The sequence below is a fragment of the Kamptonema formosum PCC 10802 genome (assembly GCF_000332335.1).
In the GTDB taxonomy this organism is placed as follows: Bacteria; Cyanobacteriota; Cyanobacteriia; order Cyanobacteriales; family Oscillatoriaceae; genus Oscillatoria.
The window spans coordinates 20201-46928 of record NZ_KB235948.1 but is presented as its reverse complement, the minus strand read 5'-3'; the positions used below and the strand labels follow the sequence as shown (position 1 = coordinate 46928).

Here is a 26728-nt window from a genome sequence, read left to right as displayed (position 1 = left end):
CCTCAAGAAAGCTCCTAGAGGTCTTGTCTTTTGCTAACGTAAGGTTGAAACCCGTGACGCTCCCGCCGGCACCAACTGCGGAAAGCGGCTTCCCGCACGGATCTGCCATCCCCCAGAAGATAGAAGCTTTGGCGGTGCGCGCCACCGGCAGGCAAAAATTTTGTTTTTTGCTCGTGCCCTGTTTTTAGACGGTATAGCTCAGACCCTTGCCAGCCGTGAGATTGCCCTCCGACAGAGGCTTGTCAGTCACTGTTGTGGAAAAGCAGTCCAGCTAGAAGTCCAACCTGTAGAGCAAGATTGGACACAACCTTGGCTGTGGTAGATATGCCGGTCGTATCCTGTCAGCGATTCATCGCGAAGCCCATCTTGCGGGGGCACTCTCGTTGGCTCTCTTGCCGTTGATGCTAAAATCCGTATGGTTCGTGCAGATTTTAGGTATCCGAAATCCATGCGCTCCCAGCTTGCCAGCAGCCACAGCTTAATTCAGCGCCTGACCCAACCTGTAACCGGGTTAACACTATCAGGTCTAATGGCAATCACCGGCACCGTCCCGGCTATCGCTCAGCTCCCCGGTATCGGGACAGTCGCGCCCAGTCCAGCAGCAGGGCCGACTCAACAGAAAGAAGCATACATCTTAGGGCCAGGGGATCTCATTGAAATCGATATCTTTAATGTGCCCGAATACAGCGGGCAGAATGGCCAGCGCCGAGTTCTGGTGGATGGCACACTCAACTTGCCCCTGATTGGCAGTGTCCCCGTCAAAGGGCTAACATTGCAACAGGCCGCTAAAGTAATTTCTGATGGGTACGCTCCCTTCCTCACACGTCCCATCGTTACCCTGACTCTGAAAGAACCGCGCCCCCTGAACATTGGCGTCGCAGGAGAAGTGAACCGTCCAGGCTCTTACAGCCTCACCCTGATAGGAGTGGGAAGCGGTAATACGGGGCAGGGGATACAAGTGCCAACGGTAACGCGGGCGATTCAAATGGCCGGGGGAATTACGCAAGCTGCGGATCTGAGGCGGATTCAGGTGCGCCGCCCTCAGGTATCTGGTGCCGAGGAAATTCTCAACATCGATCTTTGGGCACTGCTACAGACCGGCGATTTGCGCCAAGACCTCGGCTTGCGAGATGGGGACACGATTTTTGTCCCGACGGCAACGAATGTCAACCTGGCAGAAGCGTCACAACTATCGACTACCAGCTTTTCTGGCGATCCAACTCGACCACTGAAGGTTGCTGTCGTCGGCGAAGTCAACAGTCCTGGTTCCTACACCATACAGAGAGTTAGTGACCAAGGCGCACAGCTGGGGCTGGTAACTGTAACCCGGGCCATTGAAACGGCGGGAGGGATTACCCAAATAGCCGATGTTCGGCGGATTCAGGTGCGCCGGCCCACCAAAGAAGGCGTCGAAAAGGTTATTGATGTGAATCTCTGGCAACTTTTGCAGTCCGGCGACCTCAGCCAAGACATGATTTTGGATCAGGGAGACACCGTTGTTATTCCGCCGGCAGAGAATATAGACTTAACGGAGGCACCCCAACTCGCGACTGCCAGTTTCTCTCCAAAGACGATTGCAGTCAACGTCGTGGGAGAAGTGGTCAAACCGGGCGCTGTGCAAGTGCCACCCAACACTTCCTTGAACCAGGCATTGCTGGCAGCGGGCGGATTTAACAATACGCGAGCCCGCAAGCGGGAAGTGGAACTGATTCGCCTGAACCCCAATGGCACCGTTGCTCGCCGGACTGTCAAGGTTGACTTTTCCCAAGAACTCAATGAGGAAACAAATCCTGCCCTGCGCCCCAACGATGTGATTGTCGTAGGGCGCTCTGGTGTGGCCAGTTTCTCGGACACCCTAGGTACAGTGCTCAGTCCCTTGGGCGGAGTGTTTTCAATCTTTAACATTTTTAGACTCTTCCAGTAGACTGGCCAATAGCAGTTAAGCAGATGCACAAAATTCAACGTACAATAAACTTCTCCCCCCTACCCCCCTTTCCGCCAGCAGAGAAAAAGGAAATTCTCCCCCTCCCCGTTAAAGGGGAGGGGGTTGGGGGGTGGGGTTCTTCTTCAACCTACTTAATTGCTCGCTAGACGCCGGCAAGCGTGCCAGGGAAAAATTTCAACAAAGTTACAATTATAGGATAGCAATTAACAAAACATATATAGGGTTAAAGATGGAAACCGCACAAAATTCTCAGCCGCTATCGCTCAACAGGAATGGCAGCCCGCCGCAGCAATTCCCGTCACCCTACGGGACCGAAGTCCAAGAGCCTGAAGAAGATGAGTTGGAGTTGGGGCAGCTTTTGGGTGTTGTCCGTCGCCGAGCAGTTTTAATTGCCGGTGTCACCACGGCAGTGACGGCTGCAGCCTTGATTGGGACTGTGAATCAGACTCCTAAGTATCAAGGTAAATTTCAGCTGTTAGTTGAGCCGGTGTCGAGTTCAAATAAGCTGTCTGCGGCGGCTGCAATGGCGCAGAACCTTGGGTTCGGAGGGGGTCTGGGAAATTCCGGCTTGGATTACGACAGCCAGCTTGAGGTGTTGCAGAGTCACAAAGTGATGGATCCCATTATTCAGCAGCTGCACGCTCGGTATCCCGACATTGACTACAAATCACTGTTGGGGAAAAAAACCTTATCGATTGGGCGCTTGAAAAAAACGAAACTGATAGAAATCAGCTACCTCGACCCCGATCCGGAAAAGGTTCAGTTTGTCTTGGAACAAGTAGCTCAAGGGTATCTCAATTACAGTCGGGACGATCGCAAGACAGCCAGCCGCCAAGGAATTCAGTTTATTGACACCCAGCTGCCAAAACTGCGGGAGCGAGTTGACAAATTGCAAGCAGACCTCCAGCTTTTTCGCCAGCAGAAGCAATTAATTGACCCTCAAGTTCAAGGGCAACAGTTGGCTCAGCAACTCGCTCAACTCCAGAACCAAAGCATGGAGAATCAAACCGCACTGACTCAGTACCGAGGTATCTACCAGACCCTGAAACAGCAGCTGGGACTAGACCCGAATTCGGCGATCGCAGCTTCAGCTTTAAGTGAATCGCCTCGCTACCAAAACTTACTCAACCAACTCCAGGATATAGAATCTGCGATCTCCTCTGAATTAACTCGGTTTCGAGAAAACCATCCAAATATCCAGGTGCTGCGGGAGCGACAGCGAAATTTGCTTCCCCTGTTGCAGGAAGAAGCCGAAAATGTTCTGGGAAAAGACTTGGCAAGCGTTGTGGGCAATCCGCAAGCGCTAACTTTCCAGAGCTCGATTCGCCGCAATCTGGCAGGGCAACTGGTGAGTACCGTCCAGACCATCCAGATTTTAGAGGTGCGAGATAAAGCTATTACTCAGGCTATCAACGCTCTCAATCAAGACATTCTAAATTTTCCAGTCACGGTGCGTGAGTTCACAGACCGACAGCGGGAATTAGGGGTAGCGACCAATACGTTGAACCAATTTCTAGCCCAACGAGAAGGGTTGCAGGTGGATGCAGCTAAGGAGGATGTGCCTTGGGAGCTGACAGAGGATGTTAAGGCTCCCAAAATCCCGCGCAACGAAAACGGCAAACTGATACCGGCCTCTCCTAGCTTGATGCGCAATGTGGCGCTGGGGACGATTTTGGGCTTGATGCTGGGTTTGGGGGCGGCAATGCTTGCCGAAAGGCTAAACAATGTGTTCCACTCAGCTGATGAGCTGAAAGATGCTACCAGATGGCCCCTGCTAGGGGTGATTCCCTCCAGTGAGAGGGATGCTCAACCGGCCCCACCGGCACTTATCGCTGATTCAATCCCAACTGACCAATTCCACTATGCCAGCACTTCGCCGTTTGTGGAAGCTTTTCGCTCTCTCAACGCCAATCTCCGCCTCCTGGGAGCCGGCAGCCCCATCCGCTCTTTGGCCGTCAGCTCACCGGCACCGGCAGACGGTAAGTCCACTGTTGCCGCACACCTGGCCTTGGCGGCAGCGGCTATGGGACAGCGGGTGCTACTGGTGGATGCGGACCTGCGCTGGCCTTATCTCCATGACCTGTTGGGCCTCCCCAATAAGCGGGGACTGAGCGATGTCGTTGCTACTGCCCTAGCGCCGGAGGAGGCGATTCAGAAAGCCCCCCACGAGGAAAACCTGTTTGTGCTGACTGCCGGCTCTGTCCCACCCGACCCTCTCCGCCTCCTCTCTTCCAAGAAAATGCACAATTTAATGGCGCAATGGCAAGCTGACTATGATTTAATTATCTATGACACGCCGCCTTTATTGGGTCTGGCAGACGGCAGTCTTCTGGCCGGCCATACGAATGGGATTTTGCTGGTTGTCAGCATGGGTGAGACGGATCGCTCTGAAGTCAAGCAAGCACTGGAGGGATTGCAAATGGCTGGCACGCCGGTTTTGGGTGTCGTGGCCAATCGGGCTAAAGAGTTTGCCACCGGCTCTTACTATAACCGCCGCCGGTATTACGCGCCTCCTGCCGAGGAACAAAGCCCGGACCCCGATGCTGTCTCCGTCTAATCGCCGGTGTCAGTTAGGTTTGCCGGTTGTGCCTGTAGGACAGGCATCTTGCCTGTCCTTAGGATAATTGAGATGTGATATTATTGAAAATAAACCGCATTGATGCCATAAACGCGCGGCAAGAAAGCGGGAATGCCTTGCGCTATAGACGCACAAGCGGCTTGCCGCAGGGTTGAGCTCCCGGCGCAAAGCGCCTACGGCATACGGCTTCCCGCAGAGTAGATCGCCAAGGAAAGAAAAGAGAGAGAATTTCACCTATAATTTAGAACTGCTATATACAGATTTTTAGAAAGTTTAGCCCGATAGGATTGCTGATATAGCTGTAGCCACTTATATTAAGACACAAAGGACAGGCGAGACGCCTGTCCTACGCCTTATAGACGTAGGGGAGGCAAACGCCCTAGCCTCATACCCTCAAGGTCTAATGTCCGCGCCCTAAGTGGCTATTGCTATCTTTATTGACCGGCGCTCTAGGGCGCTGATAAGTAACAAAACATTTAATTTGCATTTAAATAAGATGTGCGCTCGTTTACATATCTTGCTGTAAGGCGGTGTCAGCTCCGCCGACTTTATGTGACAAGCAGATTAAAAGCCTAACAGCTTATCGTGTCTATAAAGTAATTGTTAAGTCAGAGTGAGGGCCAGAAACCGGGTTTCTCTGGCAGTCGCCTATGTTCCCCCCGGTAGGGGCGGGTTTATCCAACACATCTGCACGGTGGCAAAGGATATCCATAAACCCGCCCCTACTTGTTCTTCCGGCTTCCCCACCACAAGAAACCCGGTTTATTGTTCTCCTAAAATTTAGATAAATTCTTCCCGCCGCACACAGGGAGAGTGGCGTGATATCATGTCCGGCAGCACCGTTTGTGTGCTGAGGGGGGGCGGGTTTATTCATATTCTGCTCGCTCGCCACAAATATCTTGGCAGAACCCGCCCCTACAAGGCTATGTATACAAAACCGATGCAAGCGGACATGATATGAGAGCAAAAAACGCTACATTGTTGAGTTACGTTTCAAATCCCCTGACTTTGTAGCAAAACGATCTTTTTAAAGACAAACTTAATAATAGGTGCTTGCGGGCGACAGCACCGGCGTCCGGAGTGGCCGATGCCTGTCCCCCCACATCCTGTTTAATTTGGATCTCACCTTATGGCTATCGCTACGATTAACCCCGCCACCGGGGAAACCCTGAAAACCTTCGCGCCACTGACCGATGCTCAGATAGAAGCGAAACTCGACCTTTCCGCGCGGGCGTTTCAGCAGTACCGGCGCATCCCTATCGAGCAACGAGCCAGCTGGATGAAGGCAGCTGCCGATATTGTACAGCAGGGGAGCGAGCGGTTTGGCTTCCTTATGGCCCTGGAAATGGGCAAAACCTTAAAATCTGCAATTGCAGAGGCGGAAAAATGCGCCTGGGTGTGCCGGTACTACGCTGAAAACGCTACAGACTTTCTGGCGGACGTGCCGATGTCCTCTGATGCCAGCCGCAGTTTTGTCCGCTACCAGCCCTTGGGCCCGGTTTTGGCCGTCATGCCCTGGAATTTTCCCTTCTGGCAGGTTTTCCGCTTTGCCGCACCGGCACTGATGGCGGGAAATACCGGCTTGCTCAAGCACGCCTCCAATGTCCCGCAGTGCGCTTTGGCCATTGAGGAAATCTTCCTGGAGGCGGGTTTCCCTGAGGGGGTATTTCAAACCTTGCTAGTAGGCTCGGACAAAGTTGCCAATATTATAGCTGACGAGCGGGTCATGGCAGCGACGCTCACCGGCAGCGAGTACGCCGGAATCAGCCTAGCACAAGCCGCCGGCAAGCAGATTAAAAAAACCGTCCTGGAACTGGGCGGGAGTGACCCATTTATTGTCCTGCCCAGCGCCGACCTGGAAGCTGCTGTGGCCACCGGCGTCGCCTCTCGCATGCTCAACAGTGGCCAATCCTGCATTGCGGCCAAACGCTTTATTCTGGCCCACCAGATCGCAGATGAATTTGAGCAAAGATTCGTAGAGAAATTTAAAGCTTTGCAGATCGGCGATCCGATGAGTGCTACAACAGAAGTTGGCCCCTTGGCGACTCCAGAAATTCTCAAGGAGCTGGATAGCCTTGTCCAAAGCTGCATTCAAAAGGGTGCCCGCGTTTTAACAGGAGGACAACCTTTGTCCAACCGCCCCGGTTATTTCTATCCCCCGACGATTTTGACGGATCTGCCGCCAGGCTCACCGGCGTACAGCGAGGAATTTTTTGGGCCGGTGGCGCTGCTCTTCAGGGTGGCCGGGATCGACGAGGCCATTGAGCTGGCCAACAGCACGGTGTTTGGGCTGGGAGCGAGTGCCTGGACGAACGATGAGTCAGAGGGCGAGCGCTTAATGGAGGAACTGGAAGCCGGTGCCGTATTTATCAACGGCATGGTCAAATCTGACCCCCGCCTGCCCTTTGGCGGCATTAAGCGTTCCGGGTACGGTCGGGAATTGAGCATCCAAGGCATTCACGAATTTGTGAATGTCAAAACCGTTTGGGTGAAGTAGTATCGCGTCCATTGCTAGTGGCTAATCGCTGACCGGCCTCACAAATTAACAATTAGCAATTAGCAATTCGCGCGCTTGAGGAATTGTTGAGGAAAAACTGACATGGGAGAGATGAACACAGCCGAACTGCTAGTGCGCTGTCTGGAAAACGAAGGCGTGCAATACGTGTTTGGACTGCCTGGAGAAGAAAATCTCCACGTCCTGGAAGCACTGCGAAATTCTTCGATCAAATTTATCACGACGCGGCACGAGCAGGGTGCGGCTTTTATGGCCGATGTTTACGGGCGTCTGACCGGCAAAGCCGGGGTTTGCCTGTCCACCCTCGGTCCCGGTGCCACCAACCTGATGACAGGAGTGGCAGACGCCAACCTCGACGGTGCGCCGCTGGTGGCGATCACCGGCCAGGTGGGAACCGACCGGATGCACATAGAATCCCACCAATACCTAGATTTGGTGGCCATGTTTGCGCCGGTGACCAAATGGAACGCCCAGATCGTCCGCCCCAGCATTGCGCCAGAAGTGGTCCGCAAGGCGTTTAAGCTAGGGCAGACCGAAAAACCCGGGGCGGTTCACATTGATTTGCCGGAAAACATTGCGGCGATGCCGGTAACGGGTGCCCCCCTGAATAAGGACAAGCTGGAAAAAACCTTCGCCTCCTATCACAGTATTAATGAAGCGGCTGCCATTATTTCCAAGGCGCAACACCCGCTGCTCTTGGTGGGCAATGGAGCAATCCGCGCCAACGCCAGTGGGGCGCTGACGGAATTTGCCACCCGCCTGAACATACCCGTGGCCAATACGTTCATGGGCAAAGGGGTGATTCCCTACACCCATCCGCTGGCCCTGTGGAGTGCCGGTCTGCAACAGCGGGATTACATCAGCTGTGGGTTTGACCGCGCCGATCTGGTGATCGCGGTTGGCTACGACTTAATTGAATATTCCCCCAAGAAGTGGAATCCGGAAGGCAAGATCCCAATTATCCATATCAGTGCCACTCCGGCAGAAGTTGACAGCAGTTACATTCCGGAAGTGGAGGTGGTGGGGGATATTTCCGATTCGCTGTACGAAATTGTGCGCCGCGCCGACCGGCAGGGGAAACCCGACCCCTATGCCATTGAGTTGCGGGCGAATATTCGCGCGGATTACGAGCAGTATGCCAATGACGGCGGGTTCCCCATTAAGCCGCAAAAACTCATCTATGACTTGCGTCAGGTAATGGGCCCTGAAGATATTCTCATCTCTGATGTGGGTGCCCACAAGATGTGGATCGCCCGCCACTACCACTGCGACCGGCCCAACACCTGCCTGATTTCCAATGGCTTCGCGGCAATGGGCATTGCTATCCCCGGCGCTATCGCGGCGAAACTGGTCCATCCCGACCGGAAAATCGTGGCAGCCACCGGCGATGGCGGCTTTATGATGAACTGCCAGGAACTCGAAACTGCTCTGCGCGTCGGCACGCCTTTCGTCACTGTCATTTTCAATGATGGCGGCTACGGCTTGATTGAGTGGAAGCAACACAATCACTACGGTGATTCTGCCTTCGTCCATTTCGGCAATCCCGATTTTGTCAAATTCGCCGAAAGCATGGGCCTGAAGGGCTACCGCATTTCTTCCGCTGCTGACCTGATTCCCACTCTCAAGGAGGCTCTCGCTCAGGACGTTCCCTCGGTGATAGACTGTCCGGTGGACTATCGGGAAAATATCCGCTTCTCCCAAAAAGCGGGCGATTTGACTTGCGCGATCTAGAATAAAGACGCGAAACAGAAACCCGATTTCTTTAAGAAACCGGGTTTCTGGAGCCTACTCAACTGAGAAGGCTCTGAAAGCAATGGCTCATGACGCTGTATTGCCAAAAAAACATCGCCAGAGAACTTGAGCATGAATAAATACGACTTTACTGAGTTAACCAGCTTGCGAGAATGGATGCGACTTACGGGTTGGTTTGACCTGGAAGAAGCGATTGCCATTCAAACTGCGGTCAAGCAATTACCCCCTGGCTCAAGGATCGCTGAATTGGGATCTTTTCAAGGGAAAAGCAGCGTGGCGATTGCTTCGGTGATGCCTCCCGACAGTATCCTGTACTGTGTGGATATGTTTCGCGGAACAATTATTCGCCCCGGGGAGAAGAAGCCGCCGATAGAAGAGATAGTTAAAAAGAATCTTAACGCTCTAACAAAAAATATTGAAGCGTTTGGAGTCAAGGACAAAGTTCGCGTTCTCGTGATGAGTACAAATGAAGCGTCTGTAAAATTTGCTGCAGAATATTTTGACCTGGTTTTCATCGATGCCGACCACAGTTACGAGGGGGTAAAATCAGATTTATTGAACTGGTATCCCAAACTAAAACCGGGCGGATGGCTGTTTTGCGATGACTACGGGGTGCCTGAGTTCCCTGGAGTTGCGCAAGCAGTGCAAACAGTTGGTCTGCAAGGTCAAGTGGTAGCTCCGTCTCTGTGGGCGCACAGGAAACCGGCAGCACCGGCAGTCCATACGGAAGCGATGCCGGAAATTATCTAAGTTGGCAGCAAGGTGAATGAAAATTGCGACCTGGAACGTTAATTCGATTCGCACCCGATTGCAGCACGTCACGGCATGGTTGCAGGCAAATCCGGTTGATGTGCTCTGCTTGCAAGAAACGAAGGTGGTAGATGCGGATTTCCCGCGAGCGCCGTTTGAGCAGCTGGGCTATGACCTTTACGTTTCTGGACAGAAATCCTATAACGGCGTGGCAATTTTCAGCCGGCTGCCGGTGGGGGATCTCCGCACCGGCTTTGCGCCCACACTCGGCCCCGATGTAGCCGATTTTGACGCGCAAAAACGCGCGATATCCGGCGTTGTTGCCGGTGTCCGCATTGTCAATGTCTATGTCCCCAATGGCGAAGCGGTGGGGAGCGAAAAATACTCCTACAAGCTGAGCTGGCTAAAAGTGCTGCGGGAATACCTCAAAACACTGCTTGACAAAACTCCTGATTTGTGCATTTGCGGGGATTTCAATGTGGCCCTGGAAGACCGGGACATTTACAATCCGGTAGCTTGTGCAAACCAAGTGATGGCGTCTGAGGCTGAGCGCCTTGCGTTGCAGGCGTTGCTGGAGCTGGGGCTGGCAGATGCCTTTCGCAAGTTCACGGCGGAGGGGGGTCATTTTAGCTGGTGGGACTACCGGGCGGTTGCCTTCCGGCGCAATATGGGCTGGCGCATCGATCATGTCTATCTGACGCCGGGGCTTTATGAGCGGTGTGGGGGGTGCGCGATTGATAAGGCTCCCAGGACGTTGGAAAAACCGAGCGATCACGCGCCGGTGATTGTGGAATTTTAGGGATAAAGCGCCCCCGTGAAGTTTGTAGCGTTCCCAAAGGAAGGAGTTAGCTTGCAGGGTGCTTTTTTCAAGGGAACGCACCCTACTTGTTGAGTAAGAAAGAGGGGGAAGAAGAAAAATGTTAAGTTGTGTGTAGATGTTTGTAAAGGAGTTAGGGTGATGTTTTTAGTTACGGGTGCCACCGGCGGATTGGGCCGGCGAATTGTGCGGGTGCTGCGCGAGCGGGAGATGCCGGTGCGGGCTTTTGTCCGCCTGACTTCTCGCTATGGGGAGTTGGAAGAGCGCGGTGCGGATATCTTTATTGGGGATTTGCGCCAGGAGCGGGATATTCGCAAGGCTTGCCAAAAAGTGCGCTATGTGATAAGCGCTCACGGCTCGAATGAGGCGAGTGGGGGCGCTCAGGCGCTTGACTACCGGGCGAATATCGATCTGATTGACTTCGCCAAGGAGGCGGGGGTGCAGCACTTTGTGTTTATTTCGGTGCTGGGTGCGGATCGGGGCTATGAGGATGCGCCGGTGTTTAAGGCGAAGCGGGAGGTGGAAAAATACCTGCAAGCGAGTGGGTTGAACTATACAATTCTGCGCCCGTCTGGTTTTGCGTCGAATTTGTTACCGCTGGCAGAACGGTTCCGGGATACGGGGATTTATCTGCTGATTGGGGACCCGAAGAATCGCTCGTCTGTTGTGAGTGCGGATGATTTGGCGAAGATTGCGGTGGATTCGGTTTCGGTGGCGGGTGCGCGGAATCAAGTTTTGCCGGTGGGGGGTCCTGAGATTTTGATGAGGGAGGATGTCCCTCGCATTTTCGGGCGCGTTTTTAAGCGGGAGCCGGTGACTGTAAATCCGCCGCTGTTTGTGTTTGATGGGTTGCGGAATGGGTTGGGGCTGTTGAACCCCCGGCTGCAAAAGTCTCTGGGAACGCTGCGGGTGTTGCTGGCAAATGAGTTTTTCTGCACGCCGGATGAGATTGAGAATTTGGAGAGTATTTTTAATATGAAGATGGAGTCTCTGGAGAGTTTTGTCCGGCGGTATTTGGGAGGGTGAGGAATTGGGAATGCCCTCTTGTTTGCTGGGTATTCGCTAGGGATTAGCTAGGTTTCAGGCGATTGGAAATCGCGGCTATACAAACGAAGCCCGCCTTCGCGGGCTAAGAGTGGAGCGAGACTTTCAAAATCTGTGGTTTTTTTGCTCGTTCCCAGGCTCCGCCTGGGAACGCCTGAAAGGAGGCTCCGCCTCCGTCTCTCCAAGCAAGTGCAGTGTCACAATTCAAATCTAAACGCTATAATAGATGTATAGTAGCTGCCGGTGGGGGTTGACGCTGGCAAGGAAATGGGCAGCGGAAGGAATGGCACTATGCAATCGCTGTACAGAAAAGAGAAGCGAAACCAGGGTTAAGTGGCTGGCTTGCCTGCATTTACTCCAAGAATACTTGGATGAATTGGATGCGACTATCAATGGGCCGGCTGCCTACAGCAATCGACCTGGGCAGCTATCCGAGCGGGACTGGGAGTTGCCCAACAGCAGCAGCGACACCACCACCCCCCCTTGACAGAAGGCTCAAAAAATCTTTTGGGGGGGCTGATTGCCGGTGCCCCCCCCAAATGTTGCCCCGGTGAATGAAATTCAAAGGCGAACAGAAAAAGCCTGTCAGTGGGATTTACAAAGCTTCTAAGCGGATATTGTCGAAGTAGACATCCCCAGCTATCCCGCTTGAAGAGACAAAATCTTCAAAAGTTAGGTGAATGCTCTCAGCAGTGGCGAATGGGATTGAGATAGACTCCCACTGTCCAGTATCGGGTAACACACGAAAGTCGGGTGATAAATTGATGCTATCGTTGCTAGTCCCAGCCAGCCATAAATCTGCGTTGCCAGACAGCGTGGCTCCATATCCCACAAACCCACCTAAGTCTCCCCCCTCACTTTGCGGACCTGCTAAACCGAGATAGTCAAAAGAGAGCCGGTATATCTCAGAGGGACTGCTGAAGGACTGGAGAGTAAAGATATCCCCACCGTTTCCAAAATCAGTAAAGGAAAGGGCGCGGTCTCCTTGAAGAGGATCTGTAACAAGAATTCCGCTATGCTCTCCCCTCGATTTTCCCGTCCATCGGGACAGAGCCTCCGGCGATTCAAAGTCTTCAAAAAATAAAACGTTACTGGGGAGAGGTGGCGAAGCAATGCGCCCTTCTCGAATTCCATTTAAAACGAAGTGTTGCACTGCTTGCTGGTTGTTGAGTCCCGCTTGCCTCAAGTCAGGGTTATTAGCCAGATAAAAGCTAACACTGAACGATTCTGACGCTTGGCGTCCCTCACTGAGACCAAAATTTCGGAAATGCTCGAACAGTTGCTCGTTATTCAAACCGGCAGACGCCAAGTCTGGATTGGCATTCCGATAGAAAGGCGCATTAAAAACACCTGAAAACTGCCGTCCCTCGGCGACCCCAAAATTTAACAGATGGTCATACAGTTGTCTGTTTGTGGTCAAACCGGCAGCCGCCAAGTCTGGATTGCTAGACCGATAGACATTAAGATCGGCATACTGTGAAAATACCCGCCCTTCGTTCAGCCCAAAATCCAGCAAGTGTTGCAAGGCTTGGCCATCGCTCAACCCCCGCAAGTCTGGATTGACGCCTCGGTAGAAATTCGCGTCAAATAAGTTAACTGCCATTGCCAGTCAGTCACAAATCTATTTTCCCTCTCAAGCCATAGGCTTGAGAGGGAAAATTTCAATTTTTTTTATCAAAATTTTACATTTATGGGCGCTGTCCCTCATAAAGCGCCCAGCACTTTCTGTTGAATCAGCTGTGCGTGAGTTCCTCGTTCCATCAGCACGCCTTTTTACCGCACCAAAATCAAGCAGGATCGCGCTCAGTCAGTCTGCACCGGCAAGCTGAATGCACTTCCCCTCGCCGGCGTTTCTCTCCGAACCGGCACCCCCCACCCCCTAATATCCCTGTCTCGCCGGCAAATATTTGCCACTCATGCCGGTGGGAAAGCCGGCTAGCCATCCCGCCCGAAAAGCCGGCTGAAACCTTGAACCTCAAATCCCCCAAATCCACCCCTAAAACATCAGCCCCTGCCAGTAACTCCACAGCTGAGCTAATATAATAGCCACCAGCGCCCCCGTCAGCGTATTAATAAAATTCACCACCTCATTCGTCAGCCACTCAAACTGCGATTGCACCGTCGCGCCAATCACGCTTTCTATGTTGGTGGCAACAAAAGCCGCCATAACACAAAACAGCACATCTGTCAAATCCACCATCCCCACACCCCAGCCCACCAGCGCAATCACCGCAGACGCCACCACACCGGCAAGCGTCCCCTCCAGACTCACCGCCCCTTCCGTCCCCTTGGGCACCGGCTGCAGCGTCGTAATCAGAAACGTCCGCTTCCCATACACCTTCCCCACCTCACTGGCGCAAGTGTCCGACAGCTTGGTGCTAAAACTGGCCACATAGCCCAGCAGCAGCAGCGACACCGCCACCCCCCCCTTGACAGAAGGTTCAAAAAAAGGTATAATAAATGATCCCAAAGCGCAGAGCGTGCCGGTGAGCGCCGAACCCCAGACATTTTCTGGCCCTCTGGCACCCGACCGCTTTTCCGCAATTCCAGCCGCCTCCTTTTCGGCCATCCCGATGCGCGTCACTGCCGAACCCACGAGAAAATAGAACATCACCACCGCATATCCTTGCCAGCCCAATGTCCCCCAGATGATGACGCCCAGCGCCCAGGCGTGCAACAGCCCAGCGGGGGTAAGCAATTTTTTGGGGGCGAAGTGGGCAATCGCCAGCAAAACGGTATTTAAGCCAACCGCAACCAGCCAGGGATTTAGGGAATAAATAGTAGATAGCATTAGCAAAAAGTCAACAGCGTCTTAGGTTTGCCAGAATATAGCTTAACGTCCCCCTTTTTCCCGTAGCACAGGCGTCCCGCCTGTGCACAGGGGTAAGGACAGGCGAGACGCCTGTCCTACGCCTTCGGGGAGGGACAGGCTTCCCGTAGCACAGGCGTCCCGCCTGTGCACTGTTCGGTTAAAATAAAAAAGCCATGAACGCAGTTATATTTCATCTTGCCTTTCCCGTTACCGACATCGCCGAAACCAAAGTATTCTACGCCGGCGGACTTGGCTGCCAAGTCGGGCGCGAATCCCCCACCTCGGTGATTCTCAACCTCTGCGGGCATCAAATTGTTGCCCACCTCACTAAAGAACCCCTCACCCCCCAGAAAACTATCTATCCCAGACACTTCGGCTTAATCTTTACTTCCGAAGCGGACTGGGAAGCTTTATTAGAACGCGCACAGCAAAAACAGCTGCCTTTTAGAGAGCAGCCCAAGCGCCGGTTTACCGGCTCGCCTCTGGAACACCGAACTTTCTTTTTAGAAGACCCGTTTTATAACGTGCTGGAATTTAAATATTACTGCCACCCTGAAGCGATTTTTGGCGTTCAAGAGTGCGCACAAGTGGGCGATGTGGTTTAACCGGCACCCTGAGCGCCTCAGCCACAGCCTCCAAAGTTTTCGGGTGCCACGGCATCAAAGGGTGGGCGAACACCGGCACCTTCACCTGTTTGCCCACCGGCATTTGCGAGCTAGATGCCGGCACAATAATGAAATCCCAATCCGTCCAAATCGAGGTAAAATTCAGCCGTTCCAGCATGCCGGCATCCCCATTCAAATCCTCCAAAAAAGCGCTGCCAGGGCGCATCTGAACGGTAGTCAGACTTTCGAGACAGTGTGCCATCCAGGTGCCGTTGTGCGGCGACGAAATCGCAACCAAGCGCTGCACCCGCTCAATTCCCCCCAGGCGCTGCACATAGTACCGGCTCACCAGCCCCCCCATACTGAAGCCCACGATATCCAGCTGCTGCTCTCGCCCAAACTTCTTGTTTGCATAGTCCGCCACTCGCTCTGCCAGCCGATCAAGTCCCAGAGCAGTATCGTGAATCGGCAGGTCGAGGGCGTGTACCTCCCAGCCCAGCTCAGTTAAATAGGCAGACATTTTGTGGAAAACTGCCGAATTGATAAAGATTCCGTGAATCAGCAACACCGGGTTGCGGCGAGAAGCGCTGTGCATGTGACTGTTAGTTATTAGTTCCTAGCTTGTTTTTACTTGAACCTCCTATTATCTCAGAAATAGGTGCCGCACTCACAGTACCGCACCCAAATATCCTATTCCCACACCGGGGTAGGGCGGGTTGACTGTGATTCTTGACTGCGATTCTTTGCTGTGACCCAAATAGAGGCGCATCCATAACCCGGTTTCTTGGAGAAACCGGGTTTCTAAGTATCTCACTAATATGAAAAACGCTACATAGATTTGCGGCTCACTGTTCCACTCCGAACCTTAACGGGTTCCGCCAGCGCCTCAGCCACGGCTGCGATAACTTTCGGGTGCCTCACCATCATTGCGTGCAAAGCCACCGGCACGATGATTTCTCGCCCCACCGGCATTTTTGAACTGGTTGCCGGCAAAATCATCAGGTCGTAAGGCGTCCAGATGGAGGTGAAATTCAGCTTTTCCAGCACCGCCACATCCCTATTCAAATCCCGCAGGAACGGGCTGTCAGGACGCATCTGGACGCAGCCCGGTCGCCAAGAACCGTAGCCGGTCAAAGTCCCGCCGTGAGGGGAGGAGATGGAAATAAAGCGCTGCACGCGGTTAATTCCTCCCAGGCGCTGCAGGTAGTACCGGCTGACAATCCCGCCCATGCTGAAACCGACCAGATCGAAGGGCTGTTCTAGCCCAAAGGTCTGGGCTGCGCAATCGGCGACCTGTTCCGCCAGATGGTCAAGGCATTTGTCTCCGTTATTCGGGGTGAGGTTGAGGCCGCACACAGACCACCCCCGCTGGCTCAAGTATGCAGACATGGTGCCAAATATGGCGGAAGTGTCCCAGATGCCGTGAACCAGCAGGACTGGATTGCGGTTGTTTGAACTTTTCATTTCACCTGAAAAAGATCGCCTGATCCAAGCATAGACCGGCTTCCCGCTCGCAGCTATCTCAGAAGGGGCCGGTTCGCCAACTGGCTGGCAGATTTTATGGAAATTCCGTTTACTTCGTTACTTTAAAGGCTCTGGGCCCCACAGCGGTGTGGGCCAGCGGCAGACCGGCAGCCAATTCTTAAAAGGCTGCAAAGAATTGCAAAGGAAAATTAAGGCCCTGCACCCCGTGGCGGGAAGAAACCCGGTTTCTGGGGTGGGGCGAGGGGCTGCCGGCCCGACAATATGTTAAATTTTATGAATAAATTCCCCGAGTCCGATCATAAGACTTAGGAAAAATTCATAATTATCCCAGATCCCATTCTTCCACGCAGCGCAGGGGTCGGGGTCTGACCGGCAAGAGTCCCCCGAGCTTGGCTGTGGGGACAGCAGTAGCGTTGATTAGCGTTCACGTTAGGAGTTATCGGCATGTTCGATTTCATCAAAAATTTCTTTGGCGGCATTTTTAGCTTCTTCGGCAAGCTGTTTGGCTTCAACAAGTCTGAATACGTTCTGGAGTTCGACTCGGGCTCAGGCACCGTGCCAGCGGCGAAAGGCCAGCCGGCTGAGCCGGCGAAAACCCAGCCAGCCAAACCGGCAGCCCCCGAGGCAAAAGCGAAGGCGGAACCGGCACCCGCTAAGCCAGCCCAATCGGCAGCCCCGGCCAAAGAGTCGAAGCCGCAACCCCCGAAGGCTGCCGAGCCTGCCGGCGGTTTTGCCACGAGCTACTTGGTTTCCACCTCAACTTCCACTCGCCGGCGTCCGGGTGCGAACATGAACTCGTTCCTGAACATGGCCACTCAAGTGAAAACAGCCCGCTAGCAGCCGGTTGGGGTGTTCCTGCCCAATGCCTGTGCAGTTGCGGTCTGAATCTTGACAGTCTCTCGTTCCCAGGGCGGGCAGCCCACTCCCGCCCGACTGGGAATCCTCCCCCGCCGGCCCCACCGGCGGTTGCTTTGCCCGCCCTCAAGTGGGGTCCGCCACCGGTCAATTTATATGATTAAATAACCGGATAATACAAAAAATAAAGGTCTGTGGACTGCGCCTGGTGTTATAAGCAGGGAACACAGTTTCTTAATATCCTTTTGATTAATATTGATATAGCTTTCTTGGCCAGCCGGAAATTTTAGCTCGGCGACCTGCAAGAGACAGGAGGGTTAATGGTATTTTAATTTTTAATTTGTAATTCCAGGACTGCCGCCACCAGGGAGAGAGCCACCACCGGCGCGGTGACGGCTCGGAGGATGCGACGGCCCAGGGAAACGGGTTGGAAGCCGGCGGCGATGGCCCCCTCCACCTCGGAGGGCGTCCACCCTCCCTCGGGGCCGGTGGCGATGACAATACTGGGCCTTGGATTTGAGTCGCTTGCGGAGAGAACTTGGGAGAGGGACTGTTGCTCGGACAGACAATCCAGTAGATGCGGGCTCTCAGGGCGAGCCACACAAATGTAAAGAGCGGAAACATCTGTGGCGGCAAGCTCGCTCAAAGCTTGAGAAAAAAGCACCGGAGAGAGGATAGCCGGCACCACCTGGCGTTCGGATTGCTCAGCAGCTTCGCGAGCGATGCGCCGCCAGCGTTCGATTTTCTGGGTTCCGGGATCGAGGAGGGTGCGCTCGCTAAGCACCGGCGCGATAGCGGTCACGCCAATTTCGGTAGCCTGACGCACCACATCGTCAAATCCATTGCCTTTCGGCAAGGCCGCTATCAGCCTCACGCCGGCTGGGAGCTCAGTTTGGGCGGGCACCCGTTCGAGAATTTCAGCGCCGGCTGGCGCGACCGCCGCCAAGTGCAGTCTGGCCAGCCACCACTGACCTTGGCAGTCGATGGCGATAAAGCGATCTCCGTCCCGCAACCGCAGCACCCGACACAAGTAGTGCTGCTGTTCAGCCGTCAGGTGAATGTGCTGGTTGTGGAGTTGCTCGGGTGCGAGCGCCAGCCGTTGCAGTTGAGCCATCAGCCGAAGGTGCCACTAAATAGAGAAGAGAAACCTGGTGCGGCACCGGCATCCGCCCCTAGGCTGCCCAAGCGCCGGCTCGATAACCGATCCCGCATGCCGCCAGCCGCAGGGGTAAAGCCCTTCAAGGGAAGGGAGGGCCGGCCAGACCAAGCCGCCGTTAGGCTTCCCCCTTCACCTGTCTGAGATAGGACTCGATCGCTTCTGTAGCCAGCTGGACGAGAGGCTTACCTTGGCGCTCCGCTTCTGCTTTGAGCTCGATGTAAACCTCATGGCGAAGGCTGACCCGGTGGCGGATTTTATTGGGATCGACAGGAGTTTCTTCAGCGGGAGCCGCCTCTTCGTTAGCGCTTGGAGCGGTAACTTCTGGTTTGATTTCTTGTTGTTCGTTAGTTGTATCAGTTGTCATCGTGGAAGCAGCTGAGTAGGTAGTGGTAAACTGACGGATGGATTCTAGACCGACGCGAAAACAGAAATCCCCAAAACTCTCTGCCGGTTGCCGCTTTTGCTTGAAGCAAACAAAAATTGGCTCCAGAAAAGTTTCCAGGTCAGTGATAGGAAGCTTATCGACATAAACTTCTGCCAGCCGCGTCTGGTCAGGAGAACCCCCAAGCCAAACCTGATAGGCTTCGGGGGAACTGCCGACAAACCCCAATTCCGCCATGTAAGGGCGAGCGCAGCCGTTAGGGCAGCCGGTCATCCGCACGACGAAATGCTCGTGTTCCATGCCCAGTTTGTCCAGCAGCGCCCGAATCCGATCCAGTATACCAGGCATAGCCCGCTCTGATTCAGTAATGGCCAAACCGCAAGTGGGCAAAGCTGGGCAAGACATCGAATAGCGCACCAGCGGGTCGATGTCGGTTTCCTTCTTGACGCCGCAGCGGTCTAGAATTTGCTGAATTTCCTGGCGATTAGCCGGTTCAATGTCATAGAGAATCACATTTTGGTGCGGCGTCAGCAGCATTGGCAGCTGAAACTTCCCCACGAGTTCTCGCAGCGCCGTTTTCAGCTGCAAGCCGCCCTCATCTTTAATCCGGCCATTTTCGATAGAAATGCCGGCAAAGAGCTTGCCGTCGCCCTGTTCGTGCCATCCCAGGAAGTCTTCGTACTTCCAGGGGGGCAGCGGTCGGAACGGTTCAAGAGGTTTGCCAAAATATTTCTCGACGGCGGTGCGGAACTTGTCAGCACCCCAGTCATGGAGCAGGTATTTTAAGCGGGCGTGACGCCGGTCAGCCCGATCTCCATAATCCCGCTGGGTGGCGACAATCGCCTTCACCAGGTCGTAGATATCTTCTTTGGGGACAAAGCAAATCGGGTCAGCCAGACGGGCGAAGGTTCCCTCTTTGTTGTGTGTGCGCCCCAACCCGCCACCGGCAAACAGGTCAAAGCCCTCTAGCTCGCCGCTGGGTTTGGTGATCACCACCAAGCTCAGGTCTTGGGAGTAGAGGTCAATGGAATTGTCCTCCGGTACGGTGACGGAGCACTTGAACTTGCGAGGCATGTAGTGTTTGCCATAAATTGGCTCCTCGCAGTCAGAGAAGGTGGTGCCGGTGCCGTTGCGCAGGCGCGCCTCTCTTACGGCTGGGTTTTCTTCGCCGGCGATCGCTTTTTCCCCATCCAGCCAAATCTCGTAGTAAGCGCCGGTTTGGGGTGTGAGCAGATCGGCGATGTTATTAGCGTACCTCCTCGCGCAGTCGTAGTCGTGGCGGTTGTGGAATGGAGCAGGCGGTGCCATGACGTTGCGGTTGAGGTCGCCGCACGCCCCCAGGGTTGACCCCATGCTGTTGATAATGTCGGAGAGCGTCGCCTTGAGGTTCTTCTTGAGGACGCCGTGCAGCTGGAAGCCCTGGCGCGTGGTGGCGCGGAGGGTGCCGCTGCCGGCCTCGTCCGCGAGCCGGTCTAGGGTGAGATACAGCTGCGGCGGAATGAACCCCCCGGGGCTGCGGGTGCGCAGCATGAACTGGTAGTCCTTTTCTTGCCCCTTGACCCGATTGTCCCGGTTGTCCTGCTGGTACGAGCCGTGAAATTTGAGAATCTGAACCGCGTCTTCGCTGAAGTGGGTGGTGTCTTGCAGCAGCTCAGTGGCGAGGGGTTCCCGCAAAAAGTTGCTGCGATCCTTGATGCCTTCCACCTTGGAAAGCTTGCGGTCGCTAGGAATTGCAGTCGGAGAGTCAGACATTAGAAAGATGCAGTGCGATGTGGGAAAAAGCGTCCGTCATTGAATCATCTTCGCCGGAAGAGCCCGATGAGCTATCATATCGCTTTACGCCAGGATTGGAACGGCTGAACCGTAATTAGAGTCAGGAAAATCGGACATATTACTTTCAACCGGTTTCCGATCTCCCCATTCTGCCGGACGGCTTTGCAATCAACACTCCGATTTTATCATGGCCATCCCCCGGCCAGGGACTTGGCTGGAAATTGGGCTATCCCAAGCAGCCGGCAATCGCCCAACGCCGCGAAAAGCGCCCGACCTCCCCGAGCTGAGCCCGCTGCGGAATTTGATTAACCCTGCAGGACGTTGCAGGTTCTTTGCATAACGGGAGAAAACACTGCCGGTGCGCTTCGGATACGAGTTATGGCTGTGCGGGCCCGCTCCGGGCCGGTCGCGGTGGGCATTGCTTACTTTACAGCAGATATAGCAGTATGCACTTAGGTTAGAACATTAGACCTTCAGGGGGGGCGGGACGCCTGCCTTACGTCTATATAGCAGTAAGCATTTAGGATCTCCACCCGCTCCCGAAGCTTCTATTGTTCTAACCAATATGACTGCTGCTATATCTGGGAAATGTCCGCCCTCCCCAAGAGCGCTGAAACCGATTTTGTGGGCGGCACCGGCGAAAGTGCGAGCCCCTCGGGACGCACCGCGCGCGCGCCCCACCTCAAGAAAAAACAATAAACCTGCATATTAGAGCTTTTTTAGTCGCTCGCGAGCGGGGGCTCCAGCCTGCAGGTTTAGTGCAATTTTAAGGTATTCTGTGCTGCCCGTTGGCGGCGCAGCTGCTGCGGAAGTCAGGGGAGGCGGGCTGTCAGTTATTCCACTTCCTCAAAGACTTCTTCTTGCTCGTCTTCGTGAGCTTCACTGGGGGCAACTGTCGTGGCGGAGACAACGGCTCCCGCATCCAGTTTTTCCCGGACTTGCTGCTCGATCTTGACAATCAGTGCCGGCCTGTCTTCGAGGTACTTGAGCGCGTTTTCCCGCCCCTGACCCATGCTCTCACCGTTATAGTTGTACCAGGTGCCTTTGCGGACAATCACCCCGGTTTCGTCGGCGATGTCGAACACGCAGCCCACCCGGGAAATGCCTTTGCCAAACAGGATGTCAAACTCAGCGGAGCGGAAAGGAGGGGCCACTTTGTTTTTGGAGACTTTAACTCTGGCGCGGACGCCGTACTCTTCTGAACCTTTTTTCAAGGCTTCCTTGCGGCGAATGTCCAGGCGCACGGAGGCGTAGAATTTCAGCGCGTTCCCGCCGGTGGTGACTTCTGGGTTGCCGTAGGTGACGCCGATTTTTTGCCGCAGCTGGTTGAGGAAAATGACAAGACAGCCGGATTTGCCGATGTTGCCGGTGATCTTGCGCAGGGCTTGGCTCATCAAGCGAGCCTGCAAGCCCATGTGGGCGTCTCCCATATCGCCTTCGATTTCAGCCCGGGGGACCAGCGCCGCCACTGAGTCCACCACCACAATGTCAACGGCGGCAGAGCGAACGAGTTGGTCTACGATTTCTAGAGCCATTTCGCCGGTGTCGGGTTGGGACACCAGCAGGTTCTGGGTATCGACGTTGAGCGCCGCTGCGTAAGTCGGATCTAGGGCGTGCTCGGCATCGACAAAGGCGGCTATCCCACCGGCTTTTTGCACTTCTGCGATCGCGTGCAGCGCCAGTGTCGTCTTCCCGGAGCTTTCTGGTCCATAGATCTCAATCACCCGCGCCTTGGGCAAGCCTCCGCCCAGGGCCAAATCTAGGGGCAGCGCGCCGGTGGAGACTGTCTCCACTTTCATGCGGGCGGCATCTCCCAGGCGCATGATTGAGCCTTTGCCAAAGTTGCGCTCAATCTGATTGAGCACCATGTCCAGCGCTTTTTGCTTTTGCTGGACAACGTCGGTCGTTTCTGCAGGCATGTTTCGCTTCAAGGAGGGTATTTGGGGTTGTGAGGGTTTGGGGCAGAGTCTCTATTTTAACGTTTAGCCTCTGGCTCAAGACGGGCCAGGGCTCGGGGCGCACTCGGTGGCGCAGTCCCGGAGAGCGGCGGCGAAATGCCCTTCATTTCAGGGTTTCAGCGCTTATCCCCTCTTGCCGGCACCGGCGTTGACGAAAAAATCTACCCCCGTTACAGCTCTTTGTAGCACATTTCTCTGAGTCCCGCTGCCGCAGCCGCCAGAATCCCACACAAAACTTAATAAATTGACGCAGCTCGGCTTCGGTGGTATAGTGCCTTTTTTCTGCGCTCGCTCGGGGCGAAGCGGGCCGGAGCGGGCCGGTGGGAGCCACCACCTGACAGCAATCGTGAAGTTAAATAAATTTTTGTAACGCCAAGGGAGAAATCCGCAAATCTCCTGTGGCAGATCGCCAGAAGGCGGTGAGATGCCGGCGCGTTTGCGCAATTGTGCGCAATCGCCACCGGCACCGGTTCGGCTGTCGCGCCGGTGAGCCTTGGGGACTGCACCGTGCGGTGGAACGCCGGCACTGCAGTGCGATGGGGGCACAGAATAGGCCGGCGGCGCACGCCACACAGACGGCACCCCAGGGGAGCGCCCCCTGCAGGATAGCTAAGCATACAGCGGGATTTCCTAATCTTCTCCTTCCGGCGGTTCCTCGCCCGGGTCAAACTGCTGCCAGAACCAGAGTTCCGGTTCCGAGACAATGTGCCGGTGCTTGTCGCGCACGGCGACTGGGTGGTATCCCCGCTTCCGCCAATCTTTGCGTTTGATTTCAGGGGGACGAGTCACCAAGACGCAGTGATGCTTATTGAACACAGCAACGTGGGTGCCGTTGCGCTCGTAGATTCTGTCGGCCATCCAAAAGCCTTTGATTTGGTGGGCTTTGACTCTTCCCATACTTGAACCCTGATACATTTACGCGACATTTGTCCGGGAATCTCTGGACAATGCAACGATGGCTCTATCCCCGTTAAAAGTGATAGAGGCGGTATCCCGCAAAGCTTTCAAGAAAATCCCACGCATCGCCATTCCAGTCTTGCGATAGCGTAAAGCCGCAAGTGGGACAGTGGAAAACTTAACATATCTAGCAATAGGGCTGTCCTCAACTCTCTGCCTATATTCTATCACATTATCCAGGTTTGTCCATAAAATCCACTATTAAATTTCGCCTCTCTCACGTTCCGATTTTACAAAAAAGCCGCCCGGCACTCACCGGCAAAAAACCCAGACTCTGTACCGGCGCGGAGGCAGGAAGCTAGAACTCAAGAGCGATCGTCGTAATAGCCTTCTTCATCACTGAAATCATCAAAGTCCAGATCCCAGATCGTCCGGTAGTTATTCATTTGTATCCACCCCCTGCAGGTGATTTCGTGCTCGTAATAAGCTTCAGGGTCTTTGGGGCAGTAGAGAATAAACTTAGTGTGCTTGACGGTGACGGTATTTTCCAACCGGCTTTGGATGGTAATCACTTTCTCGTTCAGCCGCTTATACACAACCATAGTCGGACAGCGAACCACCAGTTCCGTCATACCGCTGTCGTAGCGGGTGACGCGCCACTCGCAATGGCTGAACAGCGCTTTCATGGAGCCGTTGAGCGCCTCGTACAGGCGCTTGCGCAGCAACCGCCCCTCTTCAATCTCCCGGGCTAGGGCAAAATCCTGATCACTGACAGGTTCAGGCAGATCGGGGTTGTCGTGAGTCATGGGTGTTACCGTCTCAAACCTTTAAGCAATGCTACCGCGCTTGCGCGTTTCTTTGTAGGACGTGCCAACATTTTTCAAACCGGCTTTGATCATCTCCCGCTCCAAGAGAGCGAAGAAGCGGTTCCTGTCGGCACTCCGCACCACCGCCTGATTGTGCGCCTCCGCCAAAGCCACGGGATAGCCGTAGCCTTTTTGCACCTGAGCCACGGTGAGGCTGAGGGCTTCCTCAAACATTGCGGGATTTTCCGCCACCCAAGCCGGCATCTCAATGCGGGCAATTTCACTCCCTACATGAACATAGCAAAAATAAATCGTGTGGGGGCCATACAGGTCTAGAATCGCAGCCGAACTGCGCCACAGGGGACTGCGCTGTCCAGGCTGCAGCAGCGACGCCCACAGGGTGGTGTCTCGCACGGGATCGAAAACCTGGCAGGGTGATTTTTTCGGCATCCCGCCGGCGTCGGTTTCCAGACTGGGAGGACAGTGGGTGAAGCAGTCCGGGGTTTTGTAAGGGCAAGCTTGCAGCCGCAAGAAGTTAATCGCTTCTATGCTGCGCGAGGCGCTGACATAGCCGGCGATGGGAATCCCAACCGCTTGCAGCTTGTCCCACGCTTCTAGAATGGCGTACAGGATGCGGTCGCGCGCTTCGGAGGGCAAGGGTTCGATAAACCAGTATATCAGCGAACCGTCCACCAGGGCGATGGTTGGCACCGGCGGCGCGGCGGCTCCCGCCCGCACCGCCACCGCCAGTTCCGCGATCACTTTCGCCTCCTGCACCGTGCGCCGGTAGCCCATCCACTCCTCTGTGCGTATCCCCCACTGGCGAGATTCATAAAGGTCTTCTGGCCGGTAGAATACTTGTGGCACGCTGTCTAACAGGGGGTGCCGGCTTTGGCCATAGTGCAGCACCACCCGCCCTACGTTGAGCAAATAGCAGTAGGCAATTTCGTGGTGGCTGGGGGCAATTTGAGAGCCATCTGTAGCGATGACGGTGTGCGGGCGAGGGGGTGGGGCGACGTAGCTGCGCGTGTTCAGAGGCTCCACCGGCTCGGCGTTCGGAAAGACTAGCCGGTGCCGCCACTCCTGCTGCCGCGCTACCAATGCCTCGTTTTGCGCTTCCGCTTGCTGCATCAGCTTCTGGGCTAATTCCAAGCGCTGGCGAGCCGAAAGCGCTTCTTGCGTCAGGTGCTTGCTGATGTCGGGGATTTGCCGTGCCAGTTTGGTCAGGTCTAGCATAAGATTGTGGATTGTGGATTGTAGATTGTGGATTTGGGATTTTGGATTTGAAGATGCTGTTGGCGAATTCGTGAGGGGTTAGGGAGGGGTGGGGGCGGGTTTTTCGGCGTTGGGGTTGTGTGGCACAAGTTTTGGGTGAACCCGCCCCTACATGCTCCCTTTTTCCTCGTTCCCAGGCTCCTTATGGGAGACGCTTCAAAGAAGGCTCCGCCTCCCTCTCTCCAAGCAATAAGCGCGATATTCCACGGGCGCAGGAGGTATAACCCCCCATTCATTCGCCAACAGACTCTTTGAACCCCAGATATAGCAACAGACAGTCAGTTTAGGACAAGGTATTTCACAGGGCAGTAGGGACAGGGACAGGCGAGACGCCTGTCCTACGTCCCTGCCCTCAGTGGCTACTGGTATAAAGGCAGATGAACGCAGATATAGATATAGCGTCTCTCATATTAGTGAGGTGGGTTGAGAGCCAATTTCTTAAACAGACCGGCTCTCTTTCGCTCACCTCAGTCAAATGAGTGCCCTCGGAGCGCAGGGCTTACCAGCGCTCACCGGCGGCTTCAATTTCTAGGGCCATTCTGAAAAATCGCGGGCAAATTGCTCGAGTGACAGCAGCTCTACGCCAGGATTTTGACCGGCATATTCTCGCTCTTGCGGGGTGTTGTACCCCCATTCTGCCAGATAAAGTCTGACGGCGGTGAGGTCTGGCTGCTGCTGGACGATTTCCAGGGTTTTCAGCCGGTCTTCCACAAACCAGATCGCGGCATTGCCGGCAGCCCCTTTTAATAAGTCTCTCAAAATAAAGTGTTTGGGGCGCTTCAATTCTTTGCCAAAAATGTACTTTTCCGACAGGTCAATGCCTTTCTGCTGCAATAACTGGCGGACGAATCGCCCTTCTTTTGTGGTGATAATTACCGGCAGCACTGAGTTTTCCGCGAGCAGCTGCTGCAATTTTTCGGCAACGCCAGGGTAGAATCGGTGGTAGCTCAGCCAGTCAGCCAAATCGCCGGCAATCCAGTCATCTCGCAGCCGGTCGAGTTTAGCGCCGATGTCTGCAGCTTGGAGTTTTTCGTCGATTAATAGCTGCGGCGCGACGGTTAGCCAGTCTTGCAAGATTTTTCCTTCGGGAATCCCCAGCAGCAAGGCGCGGATCAGCACCGGCATCTCCCAGCCGGTTTCGATAACCGGGCGCAGCCGGTAGAAAACCGGCGCTAACTCTGGAGGCGGTGTGGGGCTGGAGGGCGACCATATTTGACAGTAGGTGCGCCATGCGGCTTGGAAGTATTCTAGCAGTCCGTCACAGAGGACGCCATCGAAGTCAAGAGCGAGGATTGTGGGTGCTTTTGCCGGCATGGTAGG

Annotated in this window: 24 protein-coding genes and 1 pseudogene; 11 read left to right on the top strand and 14 right to left on the bottom strand. The window is 54.6% G+C overall.

Features of this window, described 5'->3' with window-relative positions; all coding sequences use genetic code 11:
* Window positions 1–23: 23 nt before the first annotated feature.
* From OSC10802_RS48475 to OSC10802_RS0100250, 9 genes are all read left to right on the top strand, one after another.
* Window positions 24–188 (top strand): hypothetical protein, encoded by a 165-nt coding sequence (locus OSC10802_RS48475; protein WP_155967247.1) that lies wholly within the window; start codon window positions 24–26, stop codon window positions 186–188.
* 227 nt (window positions 189–415) lie between these two features.
* Complete coding sequence (locus tag OSC10802_RS0100285; RefSeq protein ID WP_232731583.1) at window positions 416–1924, top strand: SLBB domain-containing protein; 1509 nt, start codon at window positions 416–418, stop codon at window positions 1922–1924.
* A gap of 250 nt (window positions 1925–2174) precedes the next feature.
* Window positions 2175–4502, top strand: a complete 2328-nt coding sequence (locus tag OSC10802_RS0100280; RefSeq protein ID WP_017714775.1) for a GumC family protein — start codon at window positions 2175–2177, stop codon at window positions 4500–4502.
* A gap of 1150 nt (window positions 4503–5652) precedes the next feature.
* The gene (locus OSC10802_RS0100275; protein WP_017714774.1) at window positions 5653–7020 is read left to right on the top strand and encodes an NAD-dependent succinate-semialdehyde dehydrogenase; all 1368 of its coding nucleotides are present in this window, start codon (window positions 5653–5655) and stop codon (window positions 7018–7020) included.
* A 111-nt stretch (window positions 7021–7131) separates the two neighbouring features.
* Window positions 7132–8769, top strand: coding sequence for an acetolactate synthase large subunit (locus tag OSC10802_RS0100270; protein WP_026098039.1), 1638 nt, complete (start codon window positions 7132–7134; stop codon window positions 8767–8769).
* Window positions 8770–8901: 132 nt separating this feature from the next.
* The gene (locus OSC10802_RS43750; RefSeq protein WP_017714772.1) at window positions 8902–9540 is read left to right on the top strand and encodes a class I SAM-dependent methyltransferase; all 639 of its coding nucleotides are present in this window, start codon (window positions 8902–8904) and stop codon (window positions 9538–9540) included.
* A 16-nt stretch (window positions 9541–9556) separates the two neighbouring features.
* Window positions 9557–10339 (top strand): exodeoxyribonuclease III, encoded by a 783-nt coding sequence (gene xth / locus OSC10802_RS0100260; RefSeq protein WP_017714771.1) that lies wholly within the window; start codon window positions 9557–9559, stop codon window positions 10337–10339.
* Between the two features lie 159 nt (window positions 10340–10498).
* Window positions 10499–11383, top strand: a complete 885-nt coding sequence (locus tag OSC10802_RS0100255; protein ID WP_017714770.1) for an SDR family oxidoreductase — start codon at window positions 10499–10501, stop codon at window positions 11381–11383.
* Between the two features lie 301 nt (window positions 11384–11684).
* Window positions 11685–11888 (top strand): hypothetical protein, encoded by a 204-nt coding sequence (locus tag OSC10802_RS0100250; protein ID WP_017714769.1) that lies wholly within the window; start codon window positions 11685–11687, stop codon window positions 11886–11888.
* Window positions 11889–11996: 108 nt separating this feature from the next.
* Here OSC10802_RS0100250 and OSC10802_RS0100245 read toward each other — a convergent pair whose 3' ends face one another.
* The 3 genes from OSC10802_RS0100245 to OSC10802_RS0100240 form a co-directional block, all read right to left on the bottom strand.
* Window positions 11997–13004: a CIA30 family protein gene (locus tag OSC10802_RS0100245; protein ID WP_017714768.1), complete on the bottom strand. Its 1008-nt coding sequence runs from the start codon at window positions 13002–13004 to the stop codon at window positions 11997–11999.
* A gap of 184 nt (window positions 13005–13188) precedes the next feature.
* A complete protein-coding gene (locus OSC10802_RS48470) occupies window positions 13189–13428 on the bottom strand; it encodes a hypothetical protein (RefSeq protein ID WP_155967245.1) in 240 nt (79 codons plus the stop codon).
* Window positions 13398–14192, bottom strand: a complete 795-nt coding sequence (locus tag OSC10802_RS0100240; protein WP_017714767.1) for a TIGR00297 family protein — start codon at window positions 14190–14192, stop codon at window positions 13398–13400. The genes OSC10802_RS48470 and OSC10802_RS0100240 overlap by 31 nt, the downstream gene beginning before the upstream one ends.
* Window positions 14193–14386: 194 nt before the next feature.
* Here OSC10802_RS0100240 and OSC10802_RS45595 point away from each other — a divergent pair, with 194 nt between their 5' ends.
* A complete protein-coding gene (locus OSC10802_RS45595; RefSeq protein WP_071593246.1) occupies window positions 14387–14818 on the top strand; it encodes a VOC family protein in 432 nt (143 codons plus the stop codon).
* Here the strand turns inward: OSC10802_RS45595 and OSC10802_RS0100230 are convergent.
* Both OSC10802_RS0100230 and OSC10802_RS38055 read right to left on the bottom strand, forming a co-directional pair.
* A complete protein-coding gene (locus OSC10802_RS0100230) occupies window positions 14748–15413 on the bottom strand; it encodes an esterase/lipase family protein (RefSeq protein WP_017714765.1) in 666 nt (221 codons plus the stop codon). The two genes, OSC10802_RS45595 and OSC10802_RS0100230, sit on opposite strands and share 71 nt — an antisense overlap.
* A gap of 233 nt (window positions 15414–15646) precedes the next feature.
* Window positions 15647–16282, bottom strand: a complete 636-nt coding sequence (locus tag OSC10802_RS38055; RefSeq protein ID WP_017714764.1) for an esterase/lipase family protein — start codon at window positions 16280–16282, stop codon at window positions 15647–15649.
* A gap of 465 nt (window positions 16283–16747) precedes the next feature.
* Here OSC10802_RS38055 and OSC10802_RS0100220 point away from each other — a divergent pair, with 465 nt between their 5' ends.
* A complete protein-coding gene (locus tag OSC10802_RS0100220; RefSeq protein WP_017714763.1) occupies window positions 16748–17140 on the top strand; it encodes a hypothetical protein in 393 nt (130 codons plus the stop codon).
* A gap of 346 nt (window positions 17141–17486) precedes the next feature.
* Here OSC10802_RS0100220 and OSC10802_RS0100215 read toward each other — a convergent pair whose 3' ends face one another.
* From OSC10802_RS0100215 to OSC10802_RS0100175, 9 genes and pseudogenes are all read right to left on the bottom strand, one after another.
* Window positions 17487–18272 (bottom strand): 16S rRNA (uracil(1498)-N(3))-methyltransferase, encoded by a 786-nt coding sequence (locus OSC10802_RS0100215; RefSeq protein ID WP_017714761.1) that lies wholly within the window; start codon window positions 18270–18272, stop codon window positions 17487–17489.
* A 160-nt stretch (window positions 18273–18432) separates the two neighbouring features.
* Window positions 18433–20451: a sulfite reductase, ferredoxin dependent gene (sir, locus tag OSC10802_RS0100210; protein ID WP_026098038.1), complete on the bottom strand. Its 2019-nt coding sequence runs from the start codon at window positions 20449–20451 to the stop codon at window positions 18433–18435.
* A gap of 854 nt (window positions 20452–21305) precedes the next feature.
* Window positions 21306–22391 carry a recombinase RecA gene (gene recA / locus OSC10802_RS0100200; protein ID WP_017714758.1) on the bottom strand — a complete coding sequence of 362 codons (1086 nt, stop codon included), beginning with the start codon at window positions 22389–22391 and terminating at the stop codon, window positions 21306–21308.
* A 162-nt stretch (window positions 22392–22553) separates the two neighbouring features.
* Window positions 22554–23012 carry a hypothetical protein gene (locus OSC10802_RS0100195; protein ID WP_155967243.1) on the bottom strand — a complete coding sequence of 153 codons (459 nt, stop codon included), beginning with the start codon at window positions 23010–23012 and terminating at the stop codon, window positions 22554–22556.
* Window positions 23013–23060: 48 nt separating this feature from the next.
* Window positions 23061–23327, bottom strand: a complete 267-nt coding sequence (locus tag OSC10802_RS0100190) for a hypothetical protein (RefSeq protein WP_017714756.1) — start codon at window positions 23325–23327, stop codon at window positions 23061–23063.
* 18 nt (window positions 23328–23345) lie between these two features.
* Window positions 23346–23505, bottom strand: a pseudogene (locus OSC10802_RS52445) (RNA-guided endonuclease TnpB family protein); the annotation flags it as partial.
* 187 nt (window positions 23506–23692) lie between these two features.
* Window positions 23693–24133 carry a hypothetical protein gene (locus OSC10802_RS0100185; RefSeq protein WP_017714755.1) on the bottom strand — a complete coding sequence of 147 codons (441 nt, stop codon included), beginning with the start codon at window positions 24131–24133 and terminating at the stop codon, window positions 23693–23695.
* 21 nt (window positions 24134–24154) lie between these two features.
* Window positions 24155–25369, bottom strand: coding sequence for a DNA double-strand break repair nuclease NurA (locus OSC10802_RS0100180; protein WP_017714754.1), 1215 nt, complete (start codon window positions 25367–25369; stop codon window positions 24155–24157).
* Between the two features lie 567 nt (window positions 25370–25936).
* On the bottom strand, window positions 25937–26722 hold the full coding sequence (locus OSC10802_RS0100175; protein ID WP_017714753.1) for an HAD family hydrolase: 786 nt from the start codon (window positions 26720–26722) through the stop codon (window positions 25937–25939).
* Window positions 26723–26728: the final 6 nt, after the last annotated feature.